We start from the raw sequence: 24306 nt of genomic DNA on the forward strand, positions 1-24306 counted from the left end.
TGAAGCAGATCAAAAGCCCCGCTCAAAGCGCCAACTTTGCGGGAAGAGCCCCGTGCGGCGGGCCTTCCCGGCACGACAGGGCAGGTGTCCCGGTCACACGGGCAGGGCGCTTGCGGGCATAATACGCGCCATGGAATCGCAAATTATCGAGATTGGCCTGACCGAATGGCAGGTCGACCACCCCAACCCGGAATGGATTACCGCGCTGGAAGCGGGCAAGGTGCTGTACTTCCCGCAACTGGCCTTCCAGCTGCTGGAGTCCGAGCGCAAGCTGCTGGATCCGTCCGTACGCGCCCCCAAGTCGCGCAACATCAGCCTTGATGCGCGTGGTCATATCAAGGGCGCCGCTGGCGAGGCCGAGCAACAGCTGGCGTTGGCCGCCATGGTCGGACGCTTCCGCGAGCAGGCGCTCTCCCTGGTGCATACGCTGCTGCCCAAATACCGTGACGCCTTGCGCATTGCTCCCACCAGCTACCGTCCGATGCAGGTGGAAACGCGCTCCCAGTCCTGGCGCGCCGATGACCGGCGCATGCACGTCGATGCCTTCCCCTCGCGCCCCAACTACGGCGAGCGCATCTTGCGCGTCTTTACCAATGTCAACCCGGACGGTGTGCCGCGCGTCTGGCGCGTGGGCGAGCCCTTCGACATCGTGGCCCGGCGTTTCCTGCCGCGTGCCAAGCCGTATGTGCGCTGGCAGGCCAGCGTGCTCAAGGCGCTGCACGTGACCAAATCCCTCCGCAGCGAGTACGACCACCTCATGCTGCAATTGCATGACGGCATGAAAGGTGACATGCAATACCAGCAGGACGCCCAGCAAGTCACCATGCCGTTCGCGGCCGGTTCGGTCTGGATCTGCTTCTCGGACCAGGCTTCGCACGCGGTCATGTCGGGCCAGTACATGATGGAACAGACCCTGCACCTCGCGCCGGAGCTGCAATACGATCCGCAGTCGAGCCCGCTGGCCATCCTCACGCGCCTGGTCGGCCATCCGCTGGTCTGAGATGCGGCTGCTGTATTCCTTCCTCTGGTGGCTGCTGCTGCCGCTGGTGCTGCTGCGACTGTGGCGGCGTGGCCGCAAGGAGCCGGGTTACCGGGCGCACGTGGCTGAACGCCTGGGCTTTTATTCGCACGATGCGCGCCTGTCTGACCCACAGGCGCGTTTCATCTGGGTCCATGCGGTCTCGGTGGGCGAGACCCGGGCCGCCGAACCGCTCATCGATGCCTTGTTGCAGCACTATCCGCACCATTCCATCTTGTTGACCTGCATGACAGCCACCGGCCGCGCCACCGGCGCCCAGGTGTATGGCAAGCATGGCCAGCGCGTGGTGCAAAGCTTCCTGCCCTATGACACGGGATGGATGTGTGCGAGCTTCCTGCGCCATTTCCGGCCAGCGGTGTGCGTGCTGATGGAAACGGAAGTCTGGCCCAACCTGATTGAGCAATGCCGTCGTCATCGTGTGCCGGTGATGCTGGCCAATGCACGTCTTTCCGAACGTTCGCTACGGCGCGGATTGCGCTTTGCCGCGCTGCTGCGCCCCGCGGCCGAGGCGATCGATGTGGTGGCAGCCCAGTCCGAGGCCGATGCCGAGCGCTTGCGTGCCTTTGGTGCGCGTCATGTTGAAGTGACAGGTAGTCTCAAGTTCGATGTCAAACCACCGGCCGAGATGGTCGAGCGTGGGTTGGCATGGAAGCGTGCGATCGGTGAGCGCAAGATCCTGCTTTGCGCCAGCACGCGCGAGGGCGAGGAAGCCCTGATCCTGGATGCGCTGGCCAAACTGGGCTGTACCGGCTGGCTCACCGTAATCGTGCCGCGCCATCCGCAGCGATTTGATGAGGTCGCCGCGATGATCCAGGCGCATGGCTTGCGGCTGCGTCGGCGTGCCGATCTGGGGCTGGGCGGTGGATGGGATCAGGTCGATGTGGTGCTGGGCGACTCGATGGGTGAGATGTTTGCCTATTACGCGCTGTGCGACGTGGCCTTCATCGGAGGTAGCCTGCTGCCGCTGGGTGGGCAGAATCTCATTGAGGCGCTGGCGTTGAGCAAGCCGGTGCTGGTCGGGCAGCATACCTTCAACTTCCTGACCATTACCGATGATGCAATACAGATCGGCGCTGCCCGAAGGGTGTCATCAAGCGAGCAGTTGTGCCTGGTCGCCAGGGAGCTATTTGGCGATACGATTCGTATTGCGGCCATGAGCGATTCGGCCATTCGGTTCGCCAGCGCGCATGAGGGGGCGTCGGAGAAAACGGTAGGCCTGCTGGCTGCGCTGCTGTTGAGAACCTGAGTTCTCTTGGTATGGTCGCCTGCCTGCCCATGACATGGGCCATTTGGTGCAACAGCCCAGTAGTGAACATGGAGCAGGCCAGATCCGCGCCAGACAAAAAAAGAGCAGACCTTTCGGTCTGCTCAGATTGATGACGACCCCCGTGTTTTCGAACACGGGGTTTTGTTTTTCATGCGTAGGTAATTTCTAGAGAACCGATAGCGCAGAAGCCGAGCAAGGCATTCATTTTTCTATGGAGCCATTTTTGCAGGCTTGCAGAGGCGCTCAAGCCGTGTAAAAGCGCGCGCAAGCGCGCCACCAGCAGGGCAATCTTCTTCATGTTCTGAGCTGCAGCGGCCAACAGGCACTGTTCGGCCACCTTGCGCAATCCACGCATGCGGGCATAACGATGTCCGTACAATTGCTTGGCGTCGGCGAAGCTGCGTTCCACCGTTTCCTTGCGTCGGGCATAAATGCGCTTGCCCCATTCGGTACGACGCCGATCATCCACCTTCTCCTTGGAACGCTCCCACACATGGCGCGTTACCACCTTTACCGCATTGGCGCTGTTGGTGCATTGCTCGCGTACCTTGCAGCCCCGGCATTGTTCCGGGTTGGATTTGTATTCCCGATATCCCAGCCGATTGGTCGTGCTGTAGCGCAAGGGCTGGCCCTGCGGGCAGATGTATTCGTCACGGTAGGCGTCGTATTCATACTCCCGTTTATAAAGCGTTCCGGGCTTTTGGTTGGGAGTGCGGTAGCCCATCACGCCGCTGATCTCGCGATTTTCCAACCCCTGGCAGATGGTCGGCGTGAAGTAGCCCGCATCCAGACCAACGGCTTGTACATCAAATCCGAACGTCTGGCGCTGCCGGTCAAGGCGCGCTAGATAAGGCTGACTGTCATGCACCGAGGCCGGCGTGACATGAGTGTCGGTGATGATGGAATGCTTGGCATCAACGGTACGGTGATCCAGGTAGAAGAAGCCCTTGGGCTTGTCGTCGCGCACCATGTAGCCGCTCTCGGGATCGGTGCGACTGACTTTGATCTCTTTGGTGGGCGGCTCATCATCATCGTCGCGCTTGAGCGGCTTCTTGCCATGCTCGGCACGGTCGATATCCACAGCGGCATCCAGTTCGGCCAGATAAGCCGAGGGGGTCTGGGGGACTTGCACGTAGTCGAACTTGTTCTTGTTGGCATTGGCTTTGAGGTGGGTGCTGTCGCTGTAGAGCACGCGGCCGTAGACCATGCCACGACCAATGGCCTGGCGCACGATCTCGTCGAAGATCTCTTGATAGATGGTGGTGTCGATGAAGCGGCGGCGTCGGTTCTGGGAGAAGGTGGAGGAGTCCGGTACCTTGTTGGTCAGACGGAATCCGGCAAACCAGCGATAGGCCACATTGACCTGGACCTCGCGGATGAGCTGGCGCTCGCTGCCGATACCGAAGAGGTAGCCGATGAACAAGAGCTTGAAGAGTATTACCGGGTCCAGTGCCGGGCGACCATTGTCGGCGCAATACAGATGCGCCAACTTCTCTCGGATGAACTCGAAATCCACCGCCGCGTCGATCTTGCGCAGCAGGTGGTCCTTGGGCACGAGCATCTCGATGGTCACCATCTCTAACTCGTGCTGGGCGGCAGTCGGTTTTTTGAGCATGACCGATTAAACAACAAAGCCTTGGCTCTCGCCAAGGCTTTGTCATCAATCTGACGGCACCTTGCGGTCTGCTCTTTTTGCATCGGGATGAGATCGATGAATGCAAGCGCGTACGGTGCGTGCTACTTTGCGGCCGTACTCACCGTATTTTCGTTGAGGCCACCCCCCAACGCCTTGTACAGATCAATTGCATTGTTCAAGCGCAGTTGCCGCGCCTGAATCAATGCCTGCTGCGCCGAGAACAAGTCTCGCTGCGCATCAAGCTGATCCAGCGAAGAGGCAATCCCGTTCTTGAATCGCAGGTCGGTCAGCTTCAGACGTTCCTGCTGGGCCGCCAGGAAAGCTTCCTGCGCCTTGACCTGATCGTCCAGCGTACCGCGTGCCACCAGGGCATCGGCCACTTCGCGGAAGGCGGTCTGGATGGTCTTCTCGTAGGTCACCACGGCCTTGTTCTTGCGCACTTCCGCCAGATCCAGATTGGCGCTGTTGCGGCCGAAGTCGAAGATCGGCAAGGACAGCGAAGGACCAAAGCTCCACGCACCCGAACCCGACTCGAACAATCCACCCAGCGTGCTGCTGGCGCTGCCGTAGCTGCCGGTCAGCGAGATGCGCGGGAAGAACGCCGCCCGCGCCGCGCCGATGTTGGCATTGGCCGCCAGCAGGCTCTGCTCGGCCGAGCGGATGTCCGGACGATTGGTCAGCAGATCGGAAGGCAAGCCCGCCGGAATATCGGTCACGATCTTTTCATCCGACAGCAGCTGTGCCGGCGGCAGGTCGCCGACCTTCTTGCCGACCAGCAGCGTCAGTGCATTCTCGGCTTGGGCACGCTGGCGTTCCAGCTGGGACTTCGATACTCGGGCCGACTCCACCAGCGTCTGCGTCAGGCGGAAATCCAGCGCCGAACTGGCGCCGACGTCAAAGCGCTTCTGCGCCAGATCCAGATTGGATTCGCGCGACTTCAGCGTGTCATTGGCCAGTTGCAGCTGTTCCGCGTAGGAGCGCTCGGACAGATAAGCCTGCGCCACCTGCGCGATCAGGCTGATCTGCGCCGACTTCTGCGCCTCTTCGGTGGAGAGGTAGCTCGCCAGTGCCGCATCCTTCAGGTTGCGCACACGGCCAAAGAAGTCCAGCTCGTAGGCGGGAACCGCCAGGCCGACCTGATAGCTGTTGCTGATGAACGGCTGGCCGGTCAGCGACTGGCTGGCCGCAGTCCGCGTGCGGGCGGCGCTGCCATTGACGTTCAGGTTGGGCAGCAGATCGGCACGCGCGATCTGGTATTGCGCGCGGGCTTCCTCGATGTTGAGGACGGCCGTGCGCAGGTCACGGTTGTTTTCCAGGGCCGCCGCGATCAGCTGCTGCAGGCGCTGGTCCGGGAAGAACTGGCGCCAGCCCAGGTTGACTGCCTGCAGCTCGGCTCGGCCGGCGGCATCGGCCGGGTAGGCCGTCTCCACCGGGGCTTGCGGACGGTCATAGGTGGGAGCCAGCGAGCAGCCCCCCAGTACGCCGGCCACCATCAGCGCTGCGCACAATTGCAGCAGGCGAGGCGAGCGCGGCAACGACAGATTAGCCATTGTCATTCTCCACTATTGATCTTGGGCGAGTGGTCGGCGTCAAACTTGCGCTGACGCTCGCTGCCCTTGAAAATCTTGCGCACGACCACGAAGAAGATCGGCACCAGGAACACCGCCAGCACGGTGGCAGTGATCATGCCGCCCATCACGCCGGTACCGATGGCGCGCTGGCTGGCCGAACCGGCACCCGAAGCGATGGCCAGCGGCAGCACGCCGAGGATGAAGGCCAGCGAGGTCATGATGATCGGACGGAAGCGCAGGTGCACCGCCTCCAGCGTCGCTTCAATCAGGCCCTTGCCCTGCGCCTGCAGATCCTTGGCGAACTCGATAATCAGAATCGCATTCTTGGCCGACAGACCCACCACCGCAATCATCCCCACCTTGAAGTACACGTCGTTGGGCATGGCGCGCAGCGTCACCCCCAGCAGTGCACCGAGGATACCCAGCGGCACCACCAGCATCACCGCCAGCGGGATCGAGGTGCTTTCATAGAGCGCGGCCAGCACCAGGAACACGGCGATCAGCGACAGGGCATACAGCGCCGGAGCCTGGTTGCCGGAGGTCTTTTCTTCCAGCGACTGGCCGGTCCACTCGAAACCAAAGCCCGGCGGCAGCTTGGCCACATAGGATTCCATCTCGGCCATGGCTTCACCGGTACTGCGGCCAGGCGCTGCGCCACCGGCAATCTTCATGGCCGGATAGCCGTTGTAGCGGATCAGTTGCACGGGGCCGTTGATCCACTTGGCCGTCACGAAGGCCGAGAAGGGCACCATGCCGCCATTGGCGTTGCGGGCGTACAGGCTGGTCAGATCTTCAGGTTGCAGGCGACGGTTGGCATCGGCCTGCACGATCACGCGCTGCTGGCGGCCCTGGTTGGGGAAGTCGTTCACATAGGACGAACCCAGCGCCGTGGACAGCACACTGTTGATCGTCGAGAACGGCACGCCCAGCGCATTGGCCTTGTCGCGGTCGATGTCCAGTTGCAGCTGCGGCGCATCTTCCAGACCTTCCGGACGCACACCGGCCAGCACCTTGCTCTGCGAGGCCATACCCAGGATCTGGTTGCGCGCCTGCACCAGCGCGTCGTGACCCAGACCGGCACGGTCCTGCAGACGGAAGGTGAAGCCGGTCGCGTTACCCAGTTCCGGAATCGGCGGCGGGTTCAGCGGGAAGACGATCGCATCCTTGATCTGGGAGAAGGCACCGAAAGCCTTGCCGGCGATCGCATCGGCCGACTGCGACTTGTCGCGCTCGGCCCAGTCCTTCAGCGGCGTGAACACCAGCGCCGCGTTCTGGCCATTACCCGAGAACGAGAAGCCCAGCACTGCAATGGCGTGTTCCACGGCCGGATCCTTGAGGTAGTACTCCTCGATCTTCTTGACCACCTCGGTCGTGCGCGCGGTGCTTGCGCCCGGTGGCAGCTGGACGTTGGTGATGATGTAGCCCTGGTCTTCGTTCGGCAGGAACGAGGCCGGCAGGCGCACGTACAGCAAGCCCACGCAGGCCACGATCACCACGTAGACGATCATGTAGCGGCCGGCCTTGCTGAGCATCTTGCCGATCACGCCCTGATAGGCATTGGCGGTGGTGTTGAACTTGCGGTTGAACCAGCCGAAGAAACCCTTCTTCTCGTGGTGGTGACCCTTCTCAACAGGCTTGAGGATGGTCGCGCACAATGCCGGCGTGAGGGTGAAGGCCATCAGCACCGAGAACACCATGGAAGCCACCATCGACAGCGAGAACTGGCGATAGATCGCACCCACCGCGCCGCCGAAGAAGGCCATCGGGATGAACACCGCGATCAGCACCAGCGTGATACCGATCAGCGCGCCGCTGATCTGGCCCATGGCCTTGCGGGTCGCATCAGCCGGCGAGAGACCTTCCTCGCTCATGATGCGTTCGACGTTTTCCACCACCACGATCGCATCGTCGACCAAGATACCGATGGCCAGCACCATGCCGAACATGGTCAGCACGTTGATCGAGAAGCCAAACAGCAGCAGCGTGGCAAAAGTACCCAGCAGCGCCACCGGCACCACGATGGTCGGGATGATGGTGTAGCGGATGTTCTGCAGGAACAGGAACATCACCAGGAACACCAGCACGATGGCTTCGATCAGGGTCTTGACCACTTCCTCGATCGAGATCTTGACGAACTTGGAGGTGTCGTAAGGGATGGTGTACTTCACACCGGCCGGGAAATACTTGGCCAGCTCTTCCATCTTCTTGTGCACTGCGGTGGCGGTACCCAGCGCATTGGCGGTCGGCGACAGCTGCACGCCGATGAAGGACGAAGGCTTGCCATCCAGACGGCCGGAGGTGTCATAGCTCTGGCCACCCACTTCGATGCGGGCGACGTCGCGCAGGCGCACGCTCGAACCGTTGGTATTGGCACGCAGCACGATGTTGCCGAACTGCTCGGGCGAGGTCAGCTGACCGTTGACCACCACGGTAGCGGCGATCTGCTGGCTGCCGGGGCTGGGCAGGGCACCCAGCGTACCACCGGCCACCAGCGCGTTTTGCGCCTGGATCGCGGCCGTCACGTCAGCCGGGGTCAGGCTTAGGCCGATCAGTTTGTTCGGATCGATCCAGATGCGCATGGCGCGTTCGGTACCGAACAGCTGCGCCTGGCCCACACCGGGCACGCGCTTGATTTCGTTCAAGACGTTACGCGACAGATGGTCACCCAGCGCCACCGGATCGAGCTTGCCATCGGTGGAAGACAGACCGATGAAGAGCAGGAAGTTGGAACGCGACTTGGTCACCTGCACGCCCTGTTGCGTCACGGCTGCCGGCAGGCGGGCCTCGACGCGCTTCAGGCGGTTCTGCACATCCACCGCCGCCAGGTCCGGATTGGTTTCCGGCGAGAAGGTGATGGTGATCTGCACCTGGCCGTTGGCCTGGCTTTGCGACTCGATGTATTGCAGGCCATCGGCGCCGTTCATTTCCTGTTCGATCAGGCTGGTGACCGAATCGTCCAGGGTCTGCGCAGTCGCACCCGGATAAGTGGCCGTGACCACGATGGTCGGCGGCGCAATGCTGGGATACTGGGCCACCGGCAAGCCGGTAATGGCCAGCGCACCGCCCAGCATGATGAAGATCGCTAGCACCCACGCAAATACGGGGCGATCAATAAAGAACTTTCCCATCTGGCAGCCTCTTAGTTAGCTTTCGGTTGGGCGCTCGCCTCTTGCTTGGCCGGCTGGCCAGCAGCTTGTGCGGGAGCGCCCGCGGGATTCCATTGGACCGGCTTGACGGCGGCACCCGGGCGGACCTTCTGCAGGCCTTCCACGATGACGCGATCACCTTCCTTCAAGCCATCGATGACCTGCCAGTTGTTGCCGCGTGCGCCGCCGGTCTTGACCGGACGGGCCTCGACCTTGCTCTCGGCATTGACCACCATCACCGAGGAGCCGCCAGCATCACGCACCACGGCTTGTTGCGGCACCAGCAGGGCCTGTTCGTCCACGGCTTGCTCGATCTTGGTCCGCACGTAGGTACCCGGCAGCAGCAGGCGCTTGGGGTTGGGGAATTCGGCACGCAGCGAAACCGAACCGGTGCTTTCATCCACGCTGATGTCGGAGAACAGCAGCTTGCCCGGCTGTTCGTAAGCCTGGCCGTTTTCCAGCACCAGGGTCACGCTGGCCTTGTTGTCGCCCACGCTCTTCAACTGGCCGGCGGCCATCGCCTGCTGCAACTTCAACAGGTCGGCGCTGGACTGGGTCACGTTGACGTAGACCGGATCGAGCTGCTGCACCAGAGCCAGCTGGGTGGCATCCCCCTGGCCGACCAGCGCACCTTCGGTCACCAGCGCGCGGCCGATGCGGCCGGAGATGGGCGAGGTCACGGTGGCATAACCCAGGTTCAGGTTGGCCGTCTGCACCGCGGCCTTGCCGGCGGCGACATCGGCTTCAGCCTGCTTCTGGGCGGCCACGGCGTTGTCGTATTCCTGCTTGGAGACCGCGTTGACTTCCACCAGCGGCTTGTAGCGCTGCGCGGTCAGCGAGGTTTGCGTCAGGTTGGCCTGGGCGCGCGCCAGCGTGGCTTGGGCGCTTTCCAGGCTGGCCTTGTACTGGGCCGGATCGATCTTGAAGAGCACCTGGCCCTCCTTGACCTCGCTGCCTTCCTTGAAGACGCGCTTTTGCACGATGCCTGCCACCCGTGCACGCACCTGCGCCACGCGGAAGGCTTCCACGCGGCCCGGCAGTTCATTGGTGATGGCCACGCGCTGCGGGGCAATGGTCACCACCGACACCTCGGCCGGCGGCATCTGGCCGCCTTGCGCGGCGGGTTTCTGTCCGCAGGCAACCAGCGCGGCGGCAACGGCGACGGTCATGGTGAGGCGCGTGAAACGACTGACTGAGCTCATAGATATCTCGCACGAAAGTAAAGTTGAAGCCGCCAGGGGCGGCGATGAAACGAATTCGGTAGAACCGGTCACGACGATGATGCTGTGCCTGTCATCCGGTGATGGAGGGGATGGATGAGCCGGGCTACAGATTGTTGCAATGCAAAAAAGTCCCCACCCCTTCATGCCAGGGTGATGAATTTTTTTGCAGATGATGAACGGCAGGGACTTGAAGCGGATGCTATTATACATACATCCATGAATGTATGTATTTCTTCCAAACATCACATTAATTTAACAAACTTGTTCGAAACGGCGTAGCAAAATATGAGCGATTCCTTGCATTTTGATTCGAAAGCTACTCTGATGCCGTTTCCGCTGGTCTGAACCCGAGCTCTTCCATGCCTTCGGACGATAGGCCGAGCTGCTGGGAAGACGAATTTGACGCCCTGATATTGTGCACGAAACTCACTTACTTCTTCATGACGATGATTGCGCACATGAAGCCTTTGACGAAACTCTGCCGGTTGCGGGTGATGTGCATCCGCAACACGGCCGCCCAGTGGCGCACCTGAGGGGCTGCGCCATGGCCATTTGCCCGGGAGTCTGTTGACATGGCCCGTTCGACCAAGGAAGAAGCGCTGGAAACGCGTGCCCGCATCCTCGATGCGGCCGAGCAGGTGTTCCATGAGCGCGGCGTCTCGCAGACCTCGCTGGCCGACGTGGCCAAGGCCGCTGAAGTCACGCGCGGGGCCATTTACTGGCACTTCAAGAACAAGAGCGATCTGTTCGACGCCATGTGCGAGCGCGTGCGCCTGCCCATGGAAGCGGTGCTGGAAGAAAACGCCAGCCCGCAGGTGGAAGATCCGCTGGGCCAGTTCCTGCGCAGCGGCATCTATGTGCTGACCATGGCGGCGACCGATGAGCGCTGTCGGCGCGTGTTCGACATCATCTTCAACAAATGCGAATTCGCCGACGCGCAGGACCCCATCCTGATTCGCCAGCGCGAATGCCACGTCGATGGATTGTTGCGGCTTGAGCAGATCCTGCTCAATGCGGTGGCACGCGGCCAGCTTCCGGCCACGCTCGATATCCGCCTGGCCTGTCTGGCGGCGCATGCCACCTTCAGCGGTCTGCTCACTGACTGGTTCTTTTCCCCCGACAGTTTCGACCTGGTCAAGGATGGCGAGCGCATCCTGGCGGCCTCGCTCTACGCGCTCAAGACCGCGCCGTCGCTGCAGAAGACGCAGCCGGACTAATAAGCCTCGAAACCCGGGTGGTTTTCAGGCGATATGAAGGATCAGGATAAAACGGAAGGGAATTCAGGCAGGCCGGAGAACCCGGCCCCCGCCTGACCGGCCTGCGCCATGTGCATGACGCCCGCCGGCCAGAATGCGATATGAATCAATAAACCAAAAGACCAGGCTCAATAGGTCGGCATCGAAGGATCCACCTGGGCCGCCCAGGCGTGCACGCCGCCGCTCAGATTGATGACCTTGGTAAAGCCCTGGCGCTCCAGGAAGGCAGCCACCTGCATACTGCGGCCACCGTGATGGCAGATGCAGACCACCGGCTGTTCCTCGTCCAGCTCCGCGAAGCGGCCGGGAATGGTGTTCATCGGCACCAGCTGCGAGCCGGCGATGTGGCAGGTCTGGTGTTCCCAGGGTTCACGCACATCCAGCAGCAGGGGCGTGGGGCGGTCCGGATCGTTGATCCAGGCCGCCAGTTCCGGGGCAGAGATGTGCTCCATGATGCTTTTCCTGTCTCGGCCCTGAGGCTCAGAACGTGAAGTGGGACGGCGTGATCGCTGCGTGCAGCGGCTTGGCCAGGGTTTCCACGATGTTGACGGTCTCGAAGGCGTGTTCCGAGGTGCGGGTGATCAGTTGCAGTTCCATCACCGGGGCCGAACCGACGATGGCCAGCAGGCGGCCGCCGATCTTGAGTTGCTTGCCGAAGGATTCCGGCAGCAGCGGCAGCGAGCCCGAGATGACGATGACGTCGTATTCGCCAGCCTTGCCATCGGCACCGGTCCAGCCTTGCGCGCCATTGCCCAGTTGCACGTCGACGTTGGCCACGCCGTAGTCCGACAGGTTCTGTTCGGCCAGGGCCTTCAGTTCCGGCGAGATTTCCACGGTCGTCACGTGGCGCGCCTTGTGCGCCAGCAGGGCTGCCATGTAGCCCGAACCTGCGCCGATTTCCAGCACGTATTCGTGCTTCTTCACATTGGCTTCCTGCAGGATGCGCGCTTCGATCTTCGGAGCCAGCATGTTTTCACCACCCGGCAGCGGGATCTCGGTGTCGAAGAAGGCCAGGCTGCGATAGGCGGCCGGGACGAATTCTTCACGCTTGACGACCATCAGCAGGTCCAGCACGTCTTGCGCCAGCACGTTCCAGGGGCGGATTTGCTGCTCGATCATGTTGAAGCGGGCTTGTTCGATATTCATGGCGGTGGCTCGATCTAATCTAATAGCGACGGAAAGGCAGCATTTTAGCAAACACCGCCCGGCTAATCAGCCCATCTATGCGCCGAAAAAGCCGCTGGAGGCGCTTCTGTTGCGGGTTTTCCTCAATGCAATGCGAGCGCGACAGGCTGGCGTCAGGCTTTGAGCCCGTTCAGGCAAAGGTCGATCATGCTCTCCAGGTAGGCCAGCGGATCGATGGGCGTCGCCGCGCAGGGTGCGAGTGACTGCTCCCACAGCATCAGCATGATGAGGGGGGCGACGATGACTTTCTTCATGGCGTCGGCGTTAATGTGGCGGAATTCCCCGCGTGCCATGCCGCGTTCGAGCACGCGCACTATCGTCGCATCACCGCGCGCGGTCACTTCATCATGGTAAAAGCGTGCAAGTTCAGGGAAATTGCCGGATTCGGCCACCATCAGCTTGGCAATGCCGACCACGCCGGAGTGCGAGGCGGACTGCCACCAGTGCAGGATGAGATCACGCAGCAGTTCGGCGCTGCTGCCGGCGTGGCCTTCGATGCGGGCTTCGGCCTGGTCCAGCAGGGGCAGCACATTGGCGCGTACCACCGACTTGAACAGGCTTTCCTTGCCATCGAAGTAGAGATAAAGGGTGCCCTTGGAGACACCCGCGCGGGTGGCCACGTCTTCCAGCCGGGTCGCGGCGTAGCCGCGTTCGACGAACAATTCCAAGGCCGCCGCCAGCAATTCCTGGGGGCGGTCCTGCTTGCGTCGTTCCCAACGCGGTTCTTTGGCCGATGCAGACATGAGAAACAAGATTACCGGGACGGGGCACTGTAAGTGGCAAGCCGCGCCGGCGTCAAGCGGCCAGATCAAGCCGCCGGCACTGCGTGCCGCCCGATGCACTACAATGCAGTCCCTCCGCGCCAACCGCCATCAGGAAAGTCCATGAACTGCCGAGACGCATGCGGCGCTTGCTGCATTGCCCCTTCCATCACCAGCCCGATCCCCGGCATGCCCGACGGCAAGCCGGCCGGCGTGCCGTGCGTACAACTGGGCGAGGACATGCGCTGCAAGATCTTCGGCCAGCCCGAACGTCCGGATTTCTGTGCCGGCTTGCAGCCTTCAGTGGAGATGTGTGGAGAGCACCGCGGTCATGCCATCGCCTGGCTCAGTGAACTGGAGACGCTGACAGCGCCGGGCAGCCAAGCAGGCCGGCGAGGGGAGAGCATCTGAAGCTGGGAAGCCTGTCTAGAAGGCTTCCTCGCGCCGCCGTCGGGCTTCTTCGCGGATATCCTCGATGAGCCGGCGGGTATCCACCTTTTCCTTGAGGTGTGCGGCATGGGCTTCACGGCTGATGGGAGCGATGGTGGTCAGCTCCTTCAGATCGGCAGTACTTTCTTCGTGTCGATGATGCACCGCTGCTCCTGAGTCGATAAGGGGAGGGAGGAACTCTGCCTTTGTACCACGGATCGGGCGCATCTGGCGAGTTTGGCATCAAATGACAGCGGATGCCAGCCCGATACGCCCCGTTTCGGTGCTTACGGGAAAATCTCCGCCAGCCGCTCGCTGGGACGCACCAGCATCGTGCCTTTCGGCGCCACCACGATGGGGCGGTTGATCAGGACGGGGTGTTCCAGCATCGCATCGATCAGTTGGGCGTCGGTCACGCCATCCGCATCCAGCCCCAGTTCCTTGAACAGCGCTTCCTTGCTGCGCACCACCTCGCGCACCGGCACGCCCATGGCCTTGATGAGGCCTTCGAGCGTGGCGCGGTCGGGCGGATTCTTCAGATATTCAATGATGGTCGGCTCGACGCCGCCGTCGCGCAGCCCTTGCAGGACATTGCGTGAGGTACCGCACTTGGGGTTGTGATAGATCGTGATGCCGGTGTTCTTGCTCATATCGTCAGCCGAGGAAGGGAATAAAAAGCCATGTTAGCGCGGATTCCTGACAGCAAAATGTAAGTTTTGTCACCCTGCTAAGGTAAAATCCGATTTTGTTGCAGCGCACCGAGTGCACTTTTTGCAGCCGGGTGTGGTCGAAACGCCGCTTTATGGCGACGCCAGCCATCCCGGACGGACCTTCGCTGCCACTTTTGCAGGGTTTGCCCCTGGCCGGGACGGAAAAAAGGCCATTTGCTTCATGTTGTAGCGGCTTATTGTGTTCCGATGGCCGGATTGCCGGGCTTTCGGGCCTGAAAGCAGCCATTTCCTTCATTTCGTTCATTTCCCGTCAACCCCACATCAACAGCCACCCACAGCACCCGTATGGATACTCTCCTCGCGCTCAAGGCGCTCATCATGGGCATCGTCGAAGGCCTGACCGAATTCCTGCCCATTTCCTCCACCGGCCACCTGATTTTGGCCAACAGCCTGCTGCAATTCACCGGCCCCGATTTTTCCAAGGAGAAGGCCGACGTTTTCGAGATCGTCATCCAGGCCGGTGCCATCCTCGCGGTGTGCTGGGAGTATCGGGTCCGCATCGCCACCGTGCTGACCGGCATGTTCACCGACCGCAAGGCCCAGCGCCTGGTGATCAACCTGATTGTGGCCTTCCTGCCGGCGGCCATCCTCGGCTTCCTGTTCAGCCGCCGCATCAAGGAAGTGCTGTTCAACCCGGTCTCGGTGGCCATCGCCTTCATCGTCGGCGGCCTCATCATCCTGTGGGTGGAACGCCGCAACAAGGACCGCATGAGCATGGCCTCGGCGCGCGTCGAAACGGTGGATGACATGACCCCGCTGGATGCCCTGAAAGTCGGCATCGCCCAGGCCTTCGCGCTGATCCCCGGCACCAGCCGCTCGGGCGCCACCATCATCGGCGGCATGATGTTCGGCCTGTCGCGCAAGGCGGCAACCGAATTCTCGTTCTTCCTGGCCATCCCGACCCTGTTCGCTGCCACCATCTATTCGCTCTACAAGGAGCGCGCCCTGCTGTCGGCCGCCGACGTCCCGCTGTTCACCGTGGGCACCGTGGCTGCCTTCGTCTCGGCCTTCCTGTGCGTGCGCTGGCTGCTGCGCTACATCAGCTCACACGATTTCACCATCTTCGCCTGGTATCGCATCGTCTTCGGCATCATCGTCCTGGTGACCGCTTATACCGGCGCTGTCGCCTGGGTGGAGTGATCCCCCGGTGCCTGACGCCCGTGCACGGCTTGCGCGGGCGTCAGGCGCCTGTCAGCCAGCGCCCTGGCGGGCGCGGTACACTGCAGCACCCGTGGCCGGCCTCGCTGCCGGCGGCGGTCTACAACTTCCTTTTCGCCAACTCCCTTCAGAGCACACCCCATGGCCAACGTCTGCAGCGCCGGGCTTGATATCGGCTTTGCCTCCCTCAGTTACGCGCAGATCGGTTTCCTCGGCATCGTCCAGGGCATCACCGAACTGCTCCCCATTTCTTCGACCGCCCACATGCGCGTGGTACCGGCCTTCCTCGGCTGGCATGATCCCGGCTCGGCCTTCTCCGCGGCCATGCAGCTGGCGGCCCTGGCCGCCGTCATCAGTTATTTCCGGCGCGACGTGAGCGCCGTCACCGGCGGCAGCCTGGCGGCCTGGCGACGCCGCGATTTCAACGATCCCATGTTCAAGCTGGCCGTGGCCATCATCCTGGCCACCATCCCCATCGGCATTGCCGGGCTGGCCTTGTCGCATGTCCTGAACGCCTGCGGCTCGCCGCTGCGCAGCCTGACCGTGATCGGCTGGTCCTGCATCGTCATGGCGGTGCTGCTGGCGATCTCGGAAATGGTCTGCCGCCATCGCCGCAGCGTCGACCAGATGCGCCTGCGCGATGCGCTCATCGTCGGCCTGGCGCAGGTCGGTGCGCTGATCCCGGGCGTCTCGCGTTCCGGCTCCACGCTCACGGCGGCGCTGTTCCTGAACTTCCGCCGCGAGGAAGCGGCGCGCTTTTCCTTCCTGCTGGGCTTGCCTGCCATCGCCCTGGCCGGACTGAAGGAACTGGCGGTCTTGCTGCACGCCCATATCCCGCTGGAAGCCTGGGGCGTGCTGCTGTTCGGGCTGGCCGTGGCGAGCGTGTCGGCCTTCGCTGCCATCTGGGGGTTGATGAAATTCCTGGAGCGTTTCTCGACATGGCCCTTCATCGTCTATCGAGCTGCGCTGGGTGTTTTCCTGCTGCTGGCGGTGTCGCGAGGCTGGCTGCAATAAAATAGCGCCTTCGCTACGCAGCAGCTTCAGGTTTTTTCATGGTCGATTTCGATTCCCTGCCTCCCGGTGCCACCCAGCAAGAACGTGCTTTGCACGTGCTGGAAACGGTATTCGGCTACTCGTCCTTCCGCGGTCACCAGAGCGAGATCGTCCAGCACGTCGCCGGGGGCGGGGATGCCCTTGTCCTCATGCCCACCGGCGGCGGCAAGTCGCTCTGCTACCAGGTGCCGGCGCTGCTGCGCGAGGGCACCGGCGTGGTGGTTTCGCCGCTGATCGCGCTGATGCAGGACCAGGTCGATGCACTGGCCGAAGTCGGCGTGCGGGCCGCCTTCCTCAATTCCACCCAGAGTTTCGACGAAGCGCTGCAGATCGAGCGCCGCCTGCGCCAGGGCGACCTGGACCTGCTCTACGTCGCCCCCGAGCGCCTGATGACGCCGCGCTGCCTGGACCTGCTGGAGTCCGCCCGCATCTCGCTCTTCGCCATCGATGAGGCGCATTGCGTCTCGCAATGGGGCCACGATTTCCGTCCGGAATACATCAAGCTCTCGATCCTGCACGAGCGCTTCCCGCAGGTCCCGCGCATTGCGCTGACGGCCACCGCCGACCAGCAGACCCGCGAAGAAATCATCCACCGCCTGCAACTGGAAGATGCGCGCCAGTTCGTCTCGTCCTTTGATCGTCCCAACATCCGTTACCAGATCGTGGAAAAGGCCAATGGCCGCAAGCAGTTGCTGGACTTCATCAAGAACGAACACCCGGAAGACGCCGGCATCGTCTACTGCCTCTCGCGCAAGAAGGTCGAAGAGACCGCCGAGTTCCTGCGTGGCGAAGGCCTCAATGCGCTGGCCTATCACGCCGGCATGGACTACGCGCTGCGCACCAAAAACCAGGCGCGCTTCCTGCGCGAAGACAAGATCGTGATGGTCGCCACCATCGCCTTCGGCATGGGCATCGACAAGCCCGACGTGCGCTTCGTCTGCCACCTCGATTTGCCCAAGAGCGTGGAAGGCTACTACCAGGAAACTGGCCGCGCCGGCCGTGACGGCCTGCCAGCCGACGCCTGGATGGCCTACGGCCTGCAGGACGTGGTGCAGCAGCGCCGCATGATCGACGAATCCGAAGCCGACGAAACCTTCAAACGCGTGCTCGGCACCAAGCTCGATGCCATGCTCTCCCTGTGCGAGACGCTGCACTGCCGGCGCGTGCACCTGCTGGATTACTTCGGCGAGAAGTCCAGCCCCTGCGGCAATTGCGATACCTGCCTCACGCCCCCGGTCTCCTTCGATGCCACGGTTGAGGTTCAGAAGCTGCTCTCCACCGTCTATCGCGTCGAACAGCGCTTTGCCCCCGGCCACGTGATCGAGGTCTTGCGCGGCATCGATGGCGAGCGCGTCAAGCAATGGCGCCATGATCAACTTTCCGTGTTTGGCGTGGGCAGCGATCGCGGCGAGGCGGAATGGCGCGCCATCCTGCGCCAGGTGATCGCGCTGGGGTTGCTGACGGTGGATGCCGAGAACTACAGCGCCCTCAAGCTCACCGAGGCCGCGCGTCCGGTGCTGCGCGGAGAACAGCAGGTGCAGCTGCGCCGCTATCGCAAGCCGGAAAAAGCCAAGCGCAGCTCGCAGCGCTCCAGCTTCGTCGAGACCGATCTCAGCAGCGAAGAGCAGGCACTTTTCGAGAAGCTGCGCTGGTGGCGGATGGAAACCGCGCGCACACACAACGTGCCGGCCTACGTCATCTTCCACGATGCCACCATGCGCGAGATCGCCAAGGCCCGGCCGCAATCGCTGGACGACCTGCGCCACGTCACTGGTGTGGGCGAGAAGAAGCTGGAAACCTATGGTGCCCAGATCATCGACCTGATTGCCGGCATGGAGTCGGCCGACGCCTGAGAGGGCGACGGCGGATTCTCCCTGATTTTAGTCAAATCCCTTCATTGCCTGCGTCACCTGCACCAGCGCGATAAAGCGCCGGGCGGGCGTTTGCGGCCGACGTTGCTGCCGTAACGCAACTTTCCTTCATACGGTACTTTTACCGGCCTCTTCCCTGATTTGCTGGCCCCGCTTGGCGATATCATCAACGGCGGGGAATCGGGTTCAACACCAACGAAGGTGAGCCGGGGGGCGATATGAAACTCAATGATCTGAAGATAGGCGTGCGCCTGGGCATGCTGTCGGCACTGCTGCTGGCGGCCATCGCCTTTGTCGGCATACGTGGCGTGATGGTGGTCGGGGAAATCTACGGCCAGGGGGCGCAGGGCATGGAGACGGGAGCCCTCATCGAGCAATCGGTCGATGCCGCCCGCAGTGCGCAGGTGCAATTCAAGATCCAGGTGCAGGAGTGGAAGAACACCTTGCTGCGCGGCAAGGATCCCGCTGCCTTCAACAAATACCGCCAGGCCTTCATCGATGAAAGCGCCGCCACCCAGAAGCAGCTCAAGACCCTGGAAGCGCTGATGCCGCGTATCGGCATGGATGCCGAGCCTGCGCGCAAGGCCCAGCAGGCCCATGCCGAGCTGCTCAATCGTTATCTGGAAGCGCTCAAGCTCTATGCCTCCGACGATCCTGCCTCGGTGGCGCGGGTGGATGAACAGGTCAAGGGTGTGGATCGCGTGCCGACCAAGATGATCGATGACATCGTCGTCGCCGTGCTGGACCACAGCCGCAAGACGCGTGACGCCATCAATGCCGACAGCCTCTTCGACTACCAGCAGGCGCGCTTGCTGCTGCTGGTCTCGATCGGCCTGTCGCTGCTGGTGGGCCTGGCCATCACCTGGACGCTGGTGCGCAGCATCGTGCGCCCGCTGGGCGAAGCGGTGCAGATTGCGCAGACGGTAGCGGCCGGCGATCTGCGCTCACAGGTTGTCATTCACGGCAAGGATGAGACGGCGCAACTGTTGCGCTCGTTGAAAGAGATGAACGACAACCTGGCCGGCATCGTTTCTGAGGTGCGCAGCGGCACCGGTGCGATTACCGTGGCGGCGACCGAGATCGCCAGCGGTAACAGGGACTTGTCCGAGCGCACCGAAGAGCAGGCCGGTTCGCTCGAAGAGACGGCCGCCTCGATGGAAGAGATCACCTCCACCGTGCAGAAGAACGCCGAGAACACGCACCAGTCGCATCAACTGGCCGATGAGACATCGGGCGTGGCACGCAAGGGCGGCGACATGGTCGGTGCGGTGGTGCAGACCATGCAGGCCATCGAGGAGAGTTCGCATCGCATCGTCGAGATCATCAGCGTCATCGACGGCATTGCCTTCCAGACCAACATCCTTGCGCTCAATGCCGCAGTGGAAGCCGCGCGCGCCGGCGAGCAGGGGCGCGGGTTTGCGGTGGTGGCTTCGGAGGTGCGCAGCCTGGCCCAGCGCAGCGCCACGGCCGCGCGCGAGATCAAGGAGCTGATCGACGATTCGGTCGGCAAGATCAATGCTGGCTCGGCCCTGGTCAGTGGTGCAGGCGGCACCATGGAAGACATCATCACGGCCATCCAGAAAGTGGCGGCGATCATGGATGACATCAACGTCGCCAACCGCGAGCAGAGCGCGGGCATCGATGAAGTCAACAAGGCGGTGGTGCAGATGGACAGCGTCACGCAGCAGAATGCGGCACTGGTGGAAGAAGCTGCTGCGGCGGCGGAGAGCCTGCAGTTCCAGGCGGAATCGCTGTCACGCGCGGTGGCGGTCTTCAAGCTTCAGTGAGGCCGTCGCAGAAATGACAATGGCATGCCTTGGAGCATGCCATCGGAGCGATCTTTAAGTGATCACCGTGGGTGATCGCTTTCATTCATCACCTGTCGCATGCACGATTGCGCGTTGAATCATGCATGCAGCGCGCGTATTCAGGCGCGCTTTTCAAACACCAGATCCCACACGCCGTGACCGAGGCGCAGGCCACGGTTTTCGAACTTGGTGGTATCGCGGTAATCCGGACGCGGCACGTAGCCGGAGGGATCGGTGGCGGTGTTCTTCAGGGTGGGTTCAGCCGACAGCACTTCCAGCATCTGGATGGCGTATTCCTCCCAGTCGGTGGCGCAGTGGAGATAGCCGCCGGGGGCCAGGCGCGAGCTGATCAGTTGCACCAGGGGCGACTGGATCAGGCGGCGCTTGTTGTGGCGCGCCTTGTGCCAGGGATCGGGGAAGAACACGTGCACGCCGGCCAGGGAATCGGGGGCGATCATGTTGGTGAGTACTTCGACGGCATCGTGCTGGATGATGCGCACATTGTCCAGGTTGCCTTCGCCGATCAGCTTGAGGTAGCTGCCGACGCCGGGGGTATGGACTTCGACGCCGATGAAGTTTTTCTCGGGCATGAGGGCCGAGATCTTGGCGCTGGTTTCGCCCATGCCGAAGCCGATTTCGAGGATGGTCGGAGCCTGGCGACCGAAGGCGACAGCCAGGTCCAGCGGGGCCTTGTCGTAGGGGACCAGGAAGCGCGGACCCAGTTCTTCCAGCGCGCGTCCTTGCGCGACCGACACGCGCCCGGCGCGGGTGACGAAACTGCGGATGCGGCGCTCGCTGGGATCATAGAACAGCGGCTTGCCGGATTTGTTTTCAGACATGGATGACTCGAAGCAATTGAGGCGCGGCCCGCAAAGTCGCACCGGTCAGGGACGGGCGAACAGGGCCGCAGGGAAGCGATCTGGAGCGGGTGAAGGGGATCGAACCCTCGTCTTAAGCTTGGGAAGCTTCTGCTCTACCATTGAGCTACACCCGCGAGGCGAGCAATTTTACGCGGTTTCGGGGTGTTTTGTGAACTTGAAGATTGCTCGGTGGTATCGATTCTGTAGTAGCTGGTTACTTCGAGCGGTTATCGCAAACCGACTACGATGCGTTTCTTCTTGAGGCAGCCTCAATGAGCAAGACAGCCAAATACTATCGCGTTGTGGAATGGCGGAAGTATTTTGGAGCGAGCTTTCTCAGATATAGCGAGGCTGCCACAATAACGAGGACGTTTTGACCAAGGAATGCAATTCATTGGCTCTACATGCATCTTCTACAGCTCGTTTGTCTTCTCCTTGCAGGTTGGGGCCTAATATTATTTCTTCTATCAAAATATGTGGCTCAAATGGTACGCTGATACCGGATTCTGGCACCGCTACGCCAGCTTCTTCGGCGTAGCGAAGCGAAATCGCGATACGCAATTCATGTTCACTTTCAAAAGCTTTGTGTTTATAGAAGAAACGTTCAAGCATACCTACGTTAAGTCTTACTTTAGTTAAGTCAACGTATCTGACGTGACCCCATACAGGAGTCTCCTCCGCAAATCTAGGTTCGAGATGAAAAGGCCTCAGCGCATTCTTCAATTTTGATGCAGTAGTTCGTATCGCAACTCCTTTTCTTTCCGAGGCGTAGAGCTTCCACATCGCTTCGCTCTCATCTTCTCCCTTATTCCAACAACTAATTTTAGTTAATCGTCGAAGTTCTTCGAAAGCTCTCTCAGTACCGTCGATTCGTTCAAATCGAGGGTCAACAGGATGCGGATAAACTATTGACGTTGCGCCTTCAAACGGATCGTCAAACTGACGTGCCTAGATAAAAGCAAGCTATCAATGTGGCGCTTCAGCTCATTTCTTCTGGTGACGGGCTGCGCTCTAATCTCTCCAATAACTGTAAAATTGAAAGATTTTAGTTAGTGTTATTTTGATTCGATAGGAAGGACTCATCTATCGGAAGTTAAATTTTCCTCCGTATTTTTCTGTATTGCCAATGATAGATTTTATTTCGTTACGTCTCACGTTGACCAAGATCTCCGAGCATATTACCGTATCGGAAGATGACGTCGCTTATTATTCAGAGTTGGTCGGTGCCAATGATAAGTCGTTGAAAATGTGTATGTATTGCACGGGGTCGTTTTTCAAGATGTCCAGGGCTGCAATGCAACTATCAGCGCTGCTATTTCGGCAGCCTCAGAAGATTGACTGGTTTGATAAAGGCGATATTGGTAGTCCTCTTTTCTTGCCGCAGGCTAAAGAAGAGGCCAAAGCAATGTTGATCAACTGGGCTTTACGAGAACGGAAACTTAAACAAGAGCTGAACTTCCACTGTCTATCGAGATACTCAAGATGGAGTGAAGTAAAGTCCGAATTGTCGACCTTGGCCTATAGCGCTCGTCTACCTAGGATGTGGGAGATTGGCTTTGATCGTACCCAAATTATCCCGCTTCTTGTTGAACATAAGATGATTCCTGCGCCCGTCATTGAATTAGTGCCGCCTTCAGTTAAAAAGGGAAAACACTATTTCAGAGGCGAACTAAGTGAAATTTTGGAAGAGGCCATCGAAAGGGCAGAGCGTCCGGAAGATGAAGAGGCTATCTGGATAGAAATGGTCAAATTTGCGCACAGTGTTCCCCCATATTTCCCCATCACTGGGTATTGCGCAAAAAAAGGGATTCTCTACGTGATTGTCAATAAAGATGGTACGTCAGAAAATGAGACAAGTTCAATGACGAAATCTCAGTTCATGAAGAGGATCAGAAGAAGAATAAAATCCGATTAAGTTCGTAGAATTTGCTCAAATTTTTAATGTGCCGATAGTGATAGAAAGATGTCCGAAGATTTTGTCTCGCTATATAAAGTAATTGAATTGGTCGCAATTCGCGTGCCTGTCTCCACCGAGGAGGTAGACCCATTCGCCGATGAGCCTGTCACTAACAGTGCGGTTGCGAAAATACTCGCACGTTCCCCCGTACTCAGTTGCTTCAAGAGTGCACGAGCGTCGATTGCTTTACTCCATCTATTCTTTGGTAAAGAAAACAGTATCAGCTGGCTCGAGCTCACGGAAGCGGGTTTTGCAGTCTTGTCGGATGTCGCCCCGGGGGAAGGTCAAGAGATTCTCTTAAACTATTCTCGAGGCGAGAAGCAATTTAAGGCTTGGGTAAAGGCTGGGCGGGAACAAGCTGACTCGTCCGAAGTATCTTTAGCGCTTCCACAGTTGCCTCGTTCCATGTTTATTGGTTTTTCGAAAAAACAGGTCATCGAGCTGCTAGATGATGCAAAAATCGATCACAATCTCGTGAAAGATGAGAATGCGTCTACCGTAAATGTTTCTTTGATCTCTGATTCCGCTAGTGACAATTCAGCTCACGCTACTTCGGTAGTTGCAGCAAAGACCAAACAACGACGATTCAATGGTCCTATGCGGGAGCCGTTAACCTTGGCATTCAAAATGTCCAGTGATCCTTCATCCTGGCGCTCAGTATGGGCGGCCCTCGTGGTTCTTGCTAAGTCGGATCCAAAACCTTACCCGATCACTGGTTACAGCGACACGGAGGGCGTGAAGTACAAGTTAAAGGGCGTCGATCGTTCTTTCACTCAAGACGATGTGGCGTCTCGAGTGCGAACTCGTACGATTAAAACTGACACTTCTAAGGAAAAGGTTAGTGTTCTAACCCCTGAGCAATAGAGCGCGACTGAGTTGGCAACAATCTCAGCGGAAGCCTCAAATTTGAAATGGTGTAAACTCGTTTATCGCAAGTCTTCGAGCAATAATCCTCCCCCACGTGCTGGTCGAAGCATCGGCGCCCACCTTGATGAACACCTTGTGGAGAAGGAAATAATCAGGCGATTCCTGTTGGATCTTTCAGCAGCGATATTCTCATCCAGGCGAACTCAAGCGTTACGCACTGCTGGCGAAAATGGGCTCATGAACAGATGCAGCTTCGAGCCGCGGTTTCGGGGAGTATGTTGCCTTGAGGTAATTTCTGGTGAGGTTAAGACTCTGATGTATTTTCGTTGAGCAATTCCCAATAGGGGGGCGTTTAGCACTTGGTGCTCCGGCCGCTATGATGGGCTCAATTCTGTGAGAATTTAAACATAAAGCCGTCGAGTGCCGTTTCGGCATATCGGCGGCTTTATGCCATTTAGCCGATATGGCTTCGATTATCCTCCATGTGC

The 24306-nt window shown here is 60.2% G+C and carries 22 protein-coding genes and 1 tRNA gene; 10 read left to right on the forward strand and 13 right to left on the reverse strand.

The annotated features are described in order from the left end of the window. The first annotated feature begins 130 nt into the window (after positions 1 to 130). Positions 131 to 1000 carry a Kdo hydroxylase KdoO gene (gene kdoO, locus ACWFUC_RS07580; protein ID WP_489637532.1) on the forward strand — a complete coding sequence of 290 codons (870 nt, stop codon included), beginning with the start codon at positions 131 to 133 and terminating at the stop codon, positions 998 to 1000. Between the two features lies 1 nt (position 1001). Further along, the gene (gene waaA, locus ACWFUC_RS07585; protein ID WP_489637533.1) at positions 1002 to 2285 is read left to right on the forward strand and encodes a lipid IV(A) 3-deoxy-D-manno-octulosonic acid transferase; all 1284 of its coding nucleotides are present in this window, start codon (positions 1002 to 1004) and stop codon (positions 2283 to 2285) included. Between the two features lie 169 nt (positions 2286 to 2454). Here the strand turns inward: waaA and ACWFUC_RS07590 are convergent, their stop codons facing one another. The 4 genes from ACWFUC_RS07590 to ACWFUC_RS07605 all read right to left on the reverse strand — a co-directional run bounded on the left by ACWFUC_RS07590 (position 2455) and on the right by ACWFUC_RS07605 (position 9861). Continuing rightward, a complete protein-coding gene (locus tag ACWFUC_RS07590; protein ID WP_489637534.1) occupies positions 2455 to 3921 on the reverse strand; it encodes an IS1182 family transposase in 1467 nt (488 codons plus the stop codon). 122 nt (positions 3922 to 4043) lie between these two features. Then, positions 4044 to 5492 carry an AdeC/AdeK/OprM family multidrug efflux complex outer membrane factor gene (gene adeC, locus ACWFUC_RS07595; protein ID WP_489624549.1) on the reverse strand — a complete coding sequence of 483 codons (1449 nt, stop codon included), beginning with the start codon at positions 5490 to 5492 and terminating at the stop codon, positions 4044 to 4046. 2 nt (positions 5493 to 5494) lie between these two features. Further along, positions 5495 to 8641 (reverse strand): efflux RND transporter permease subunit, encoded by a 3147-nt coding sequence (locus ACWFUC_RS07600; RefSeq protein WP_489637535.1) that lies wholly within the window; start codon positions 8639 to 8641, stop codon positions 5495 to 5497. 11 nt (positions 8642 to 8652) lie between these two features. Beyond that, entirely contained in the window at positions 8653 to 9861 is a 1209-nt protein-coding gene (locus ACWFUC_RS07605) for an efflux RND transporter periplasmic adaptor subunit (RefSeq protein WP_121042799.1), read from the reverse strand. Between the two features lie 593 nt (positions 9862 to 10454). On the opposite strand from ACWFUC_RS07605, the gene ACWFUC_RS07610 reads away from it, so the two are divergent. Then, positions 10455 to 11099, forward strand: coding sequence for a TetR family transcriptional regulator (locus ACWFUC_RS07610; protein ID WP_204726132.1), 645 nt, complete (start codon positions 10455 to 10457; stop codon positions 11097 to 11099). 167 nt (positions 11100 to 11266) lie between these two features. On the opposite strand, the gene ACWFUC_RS07615 is transcribed toward ACWFUC_RS07610, so the two are convergent. From ACWFUC_RS07615 to ACWFUC_RS07625, 3 genes are all read right to left on the reverse strand, one after another. Then, positions 11267 to 11590: a rhodanese-like domain-containing protein gene (locus ACWFUC_RS07615; protein WP_034338809.1), complete on the reverse strand. Its 324-nt coding sequence runs from the start codon at positions 11588 to 11590 to the stop codon at positions 11267 to 11269. A 28-nt stretch (positions 11591 to 11618) separates the two neighbouring features. Continuing rightward, positions 11619 to 12284: a protein-L-isoaspartate O-methyltransferase family protein gene (locus tag ACWFUC_RS07620; protein WP_034338812.1), complete on the reverse strand. Its 666-nt coding sequence runs from the start codon at positions 12282 to 12284 to the stop codon at positions 11619 to 11621. 152 nt (positions 12285 to 12436) lie between these two features. After that, positions 12437 to 13066 (reverse strand): TetR/AcrR family transcriptional regulator, encoded by a 630-nt coding sequence (locus ACWFUC_RS07625; protein ID WP_489637536.1) that lies wholly within the window; start codon positions 13064 to 13066, stop codon positions 12437 to 12439. A gap of 141 nt (positions 13067 to 13207) precedes the next feature. Here ACWFUC_RS07625 and ACWFUC_RS07630 point away from each other — a divergent pair, with 141 nt between their 5' ends. Further along, positions 13208 to 13495 carry a YkgJ family cysteine cluster protein gene (locus tag ACWFUC_RS07630; RefSeq protein ID WP_489637537.1) on the forward strand — a complete coding sequence of 96 codons (288 nt, stop codon included), beginning with the start codon at positions 13208 to 13210 and terminating at the stop codon, positions 13493 to 13495. 15 nt (positions 13496 to 13510) lie between these two features. Here the strand turns inward: ACWFUC_RS07630 and ACWFUC_RS07635 are convergent, their stop codons facing one another. The 3 genes from ACWFUC_RS07635 to ACWFUC_RS07645 all read right to left on the reverse strand — a co-directional run bounded on the left by ACWFUC_RS07635 (position 13511) and on the right by ACWFUC_RS07645 (position 14488). Then, positions 13511 to 13678 (reverse strand): hypothetical protein, encoded by a 168-nt coding sequence (locus ACWFUC_RS07635; protein WP_008325257.1) that lies wholly within the window; start codon positions 13676 to 13678, stop codon positions 13511 to 13513. Between the two features lie 122 nt (positions 13679 to 13800). After that, positions 13801 to 14163 (reverse strand): arsenate reductase (glutaredoxin), encoded by a 363-nt coding sequence (gene arsC, locus ACWFUC_RS07640; RefSeq protein WP_121042806.1) that lies wholly within the window; start codon positions 14161 to 14163, stop codon positions 13801 to 13803. Positions 14164 to 14167: 4 nt separating this feature from the next. Continuing rightward, positions 14168 to 14488, reverse strand: coding sequence for a hypothetical protein (locus tag ACWFUC_RS07645; RefSeq protein WP_489635398.1), 321 nt, complete (start codon positions 14486 to 14488; stop codon positions 14168 to 14170). A gap of 41 nt (positions 14489 to 14529) precedes the next feature. Between ACWFUC_RS07645 and ACWFUC_RS07650 the strand changes: the two genes are divergently transcribed. The 4 genes from ACWFUC_RS07650 (at position 14530) to ACWFUC_RS07665 (ending at position 20113) form a co-directional block, all read left to right on the forward strand. Beyond that, positions 14530 to 15384: an undecaprenyl-diphosphate phosphatase gene (locus ACWFUC_RS07650; RefSeq protein WP_039789391.1), complete on the forward strand. Its 855-nt coding sequence runs from the start codon at positions 14530 to 14532 to the stop codon at positions 15382 to 15384. Between the two features lie 159 nt (positions 15385 to 15543). Then, complete coding sequence (locus ACWFUC_RS07655) at positions 15544 to 16416, forward strand: undecaprenyl-diphosphate phosphatase (RefSeq protein ID WP_039789393.1); 873 nt, start codon at positions 15544 to 15546, stop codon at positions 16414 to 16416. A 38-nt stretch (positions 16417 to 16454) separates the two neighbouring features. Next, complete coding sequence (gene recQ, locus ACWFUC_RS07660; protein WP_489637538.1) at positions 16455 to 18308, forward strand: DNA helicase RecQ; 1854 nt, start codon at positions 16455 to 16457, stop codon at positions 18306 to 18308. 236 nt (positions 18309 to 18544) lie between these two features. Further along, on the forward strand, positions 18545 to 20113 hold the full coding sequence (locus ACWFUC_RS07665) for a methyl-accepting chemotaxis protein (RefSeq protein ID WP_489637539.1): 1569 nt from the start codon (positions 18545 to 18547) through the stop codon (positions 20111 to 20113). A 140-nt stretch (positions 20114 to 20253) separates the two neighbouring features. Here the strand turns inward: ACWFUC_RS07665 and trmB are convergent, their stop codons facing one another. The 3 genes from trmB to ACWFUC_RS07680 form a co-directional block, all read right to left on the reverse strand. Beyond that, complete coding sequence (gene trmB / locus ACWFUC_RS07670) at positions 20254 to 20973, reverse strand: tRNA (guanosine(46)-N7)-methyltransferase TrmB (RefSeq protein WP_489637540.1); 720 nt, start codon at positions 20971 to 20973, stop codon at positions 20254 to 20256. Positions 20974 to 21054: 81 nt separating this feature from the next. Next, positions 21055 to 21128 (reverse strand) — tRNA-Gly (locus ACWFUC_RS07675). 202 nt (positions 21129 to 21330) lie between these two features. After that, a complete protein-coding gene (locus tag ACWFUC_RS07680; protein ID WP_489635402.1) occupies positions 21331 to 21777 on the reverse strand; it encodes a DUF2971 domain-containing protein in 447 nt (148 codons plus the stop codon). A 373-nt stretch (positions 21778 to 22150) separates the two neighbouring features. Here ACWFUC_RS07680 and ACWFUC_RS07685 point away from each other — a divergent pair, with 373 nt between their 5' ends. Together ACWFUC_RS07685 and ACWFUC_RS07690 are read left to right on the forward strand one after the other, a co-directional pair. Further along, on the forward strand, positions 22151 to 22909 hold the full coding sequence (locus ACWFUC_RS07685) for a hypothetical protein (RefSeq protein WP_489635403.1): 759 nt from the start codon (positions 22151 to 22153) through the stop codon (positions 22907 to 22909). A gap of 48 nt (positions 22910 to 22957) precedes the next feature. After that, complete coding sequence (locus tag ACWFUC_RS07690; protein WP_489637541.1) at positions 22958 to 23815, forward strand: hypothetical protein; 858 nt, start codon at positions 22958 to 22960, stop codon at positions 23813 to 23815. Positions 23816 to 24306: the final 491 nt, after the last annotated feature.

Source organism: Herbaspirillum sp. Her4, assembly GCF_057961335.1.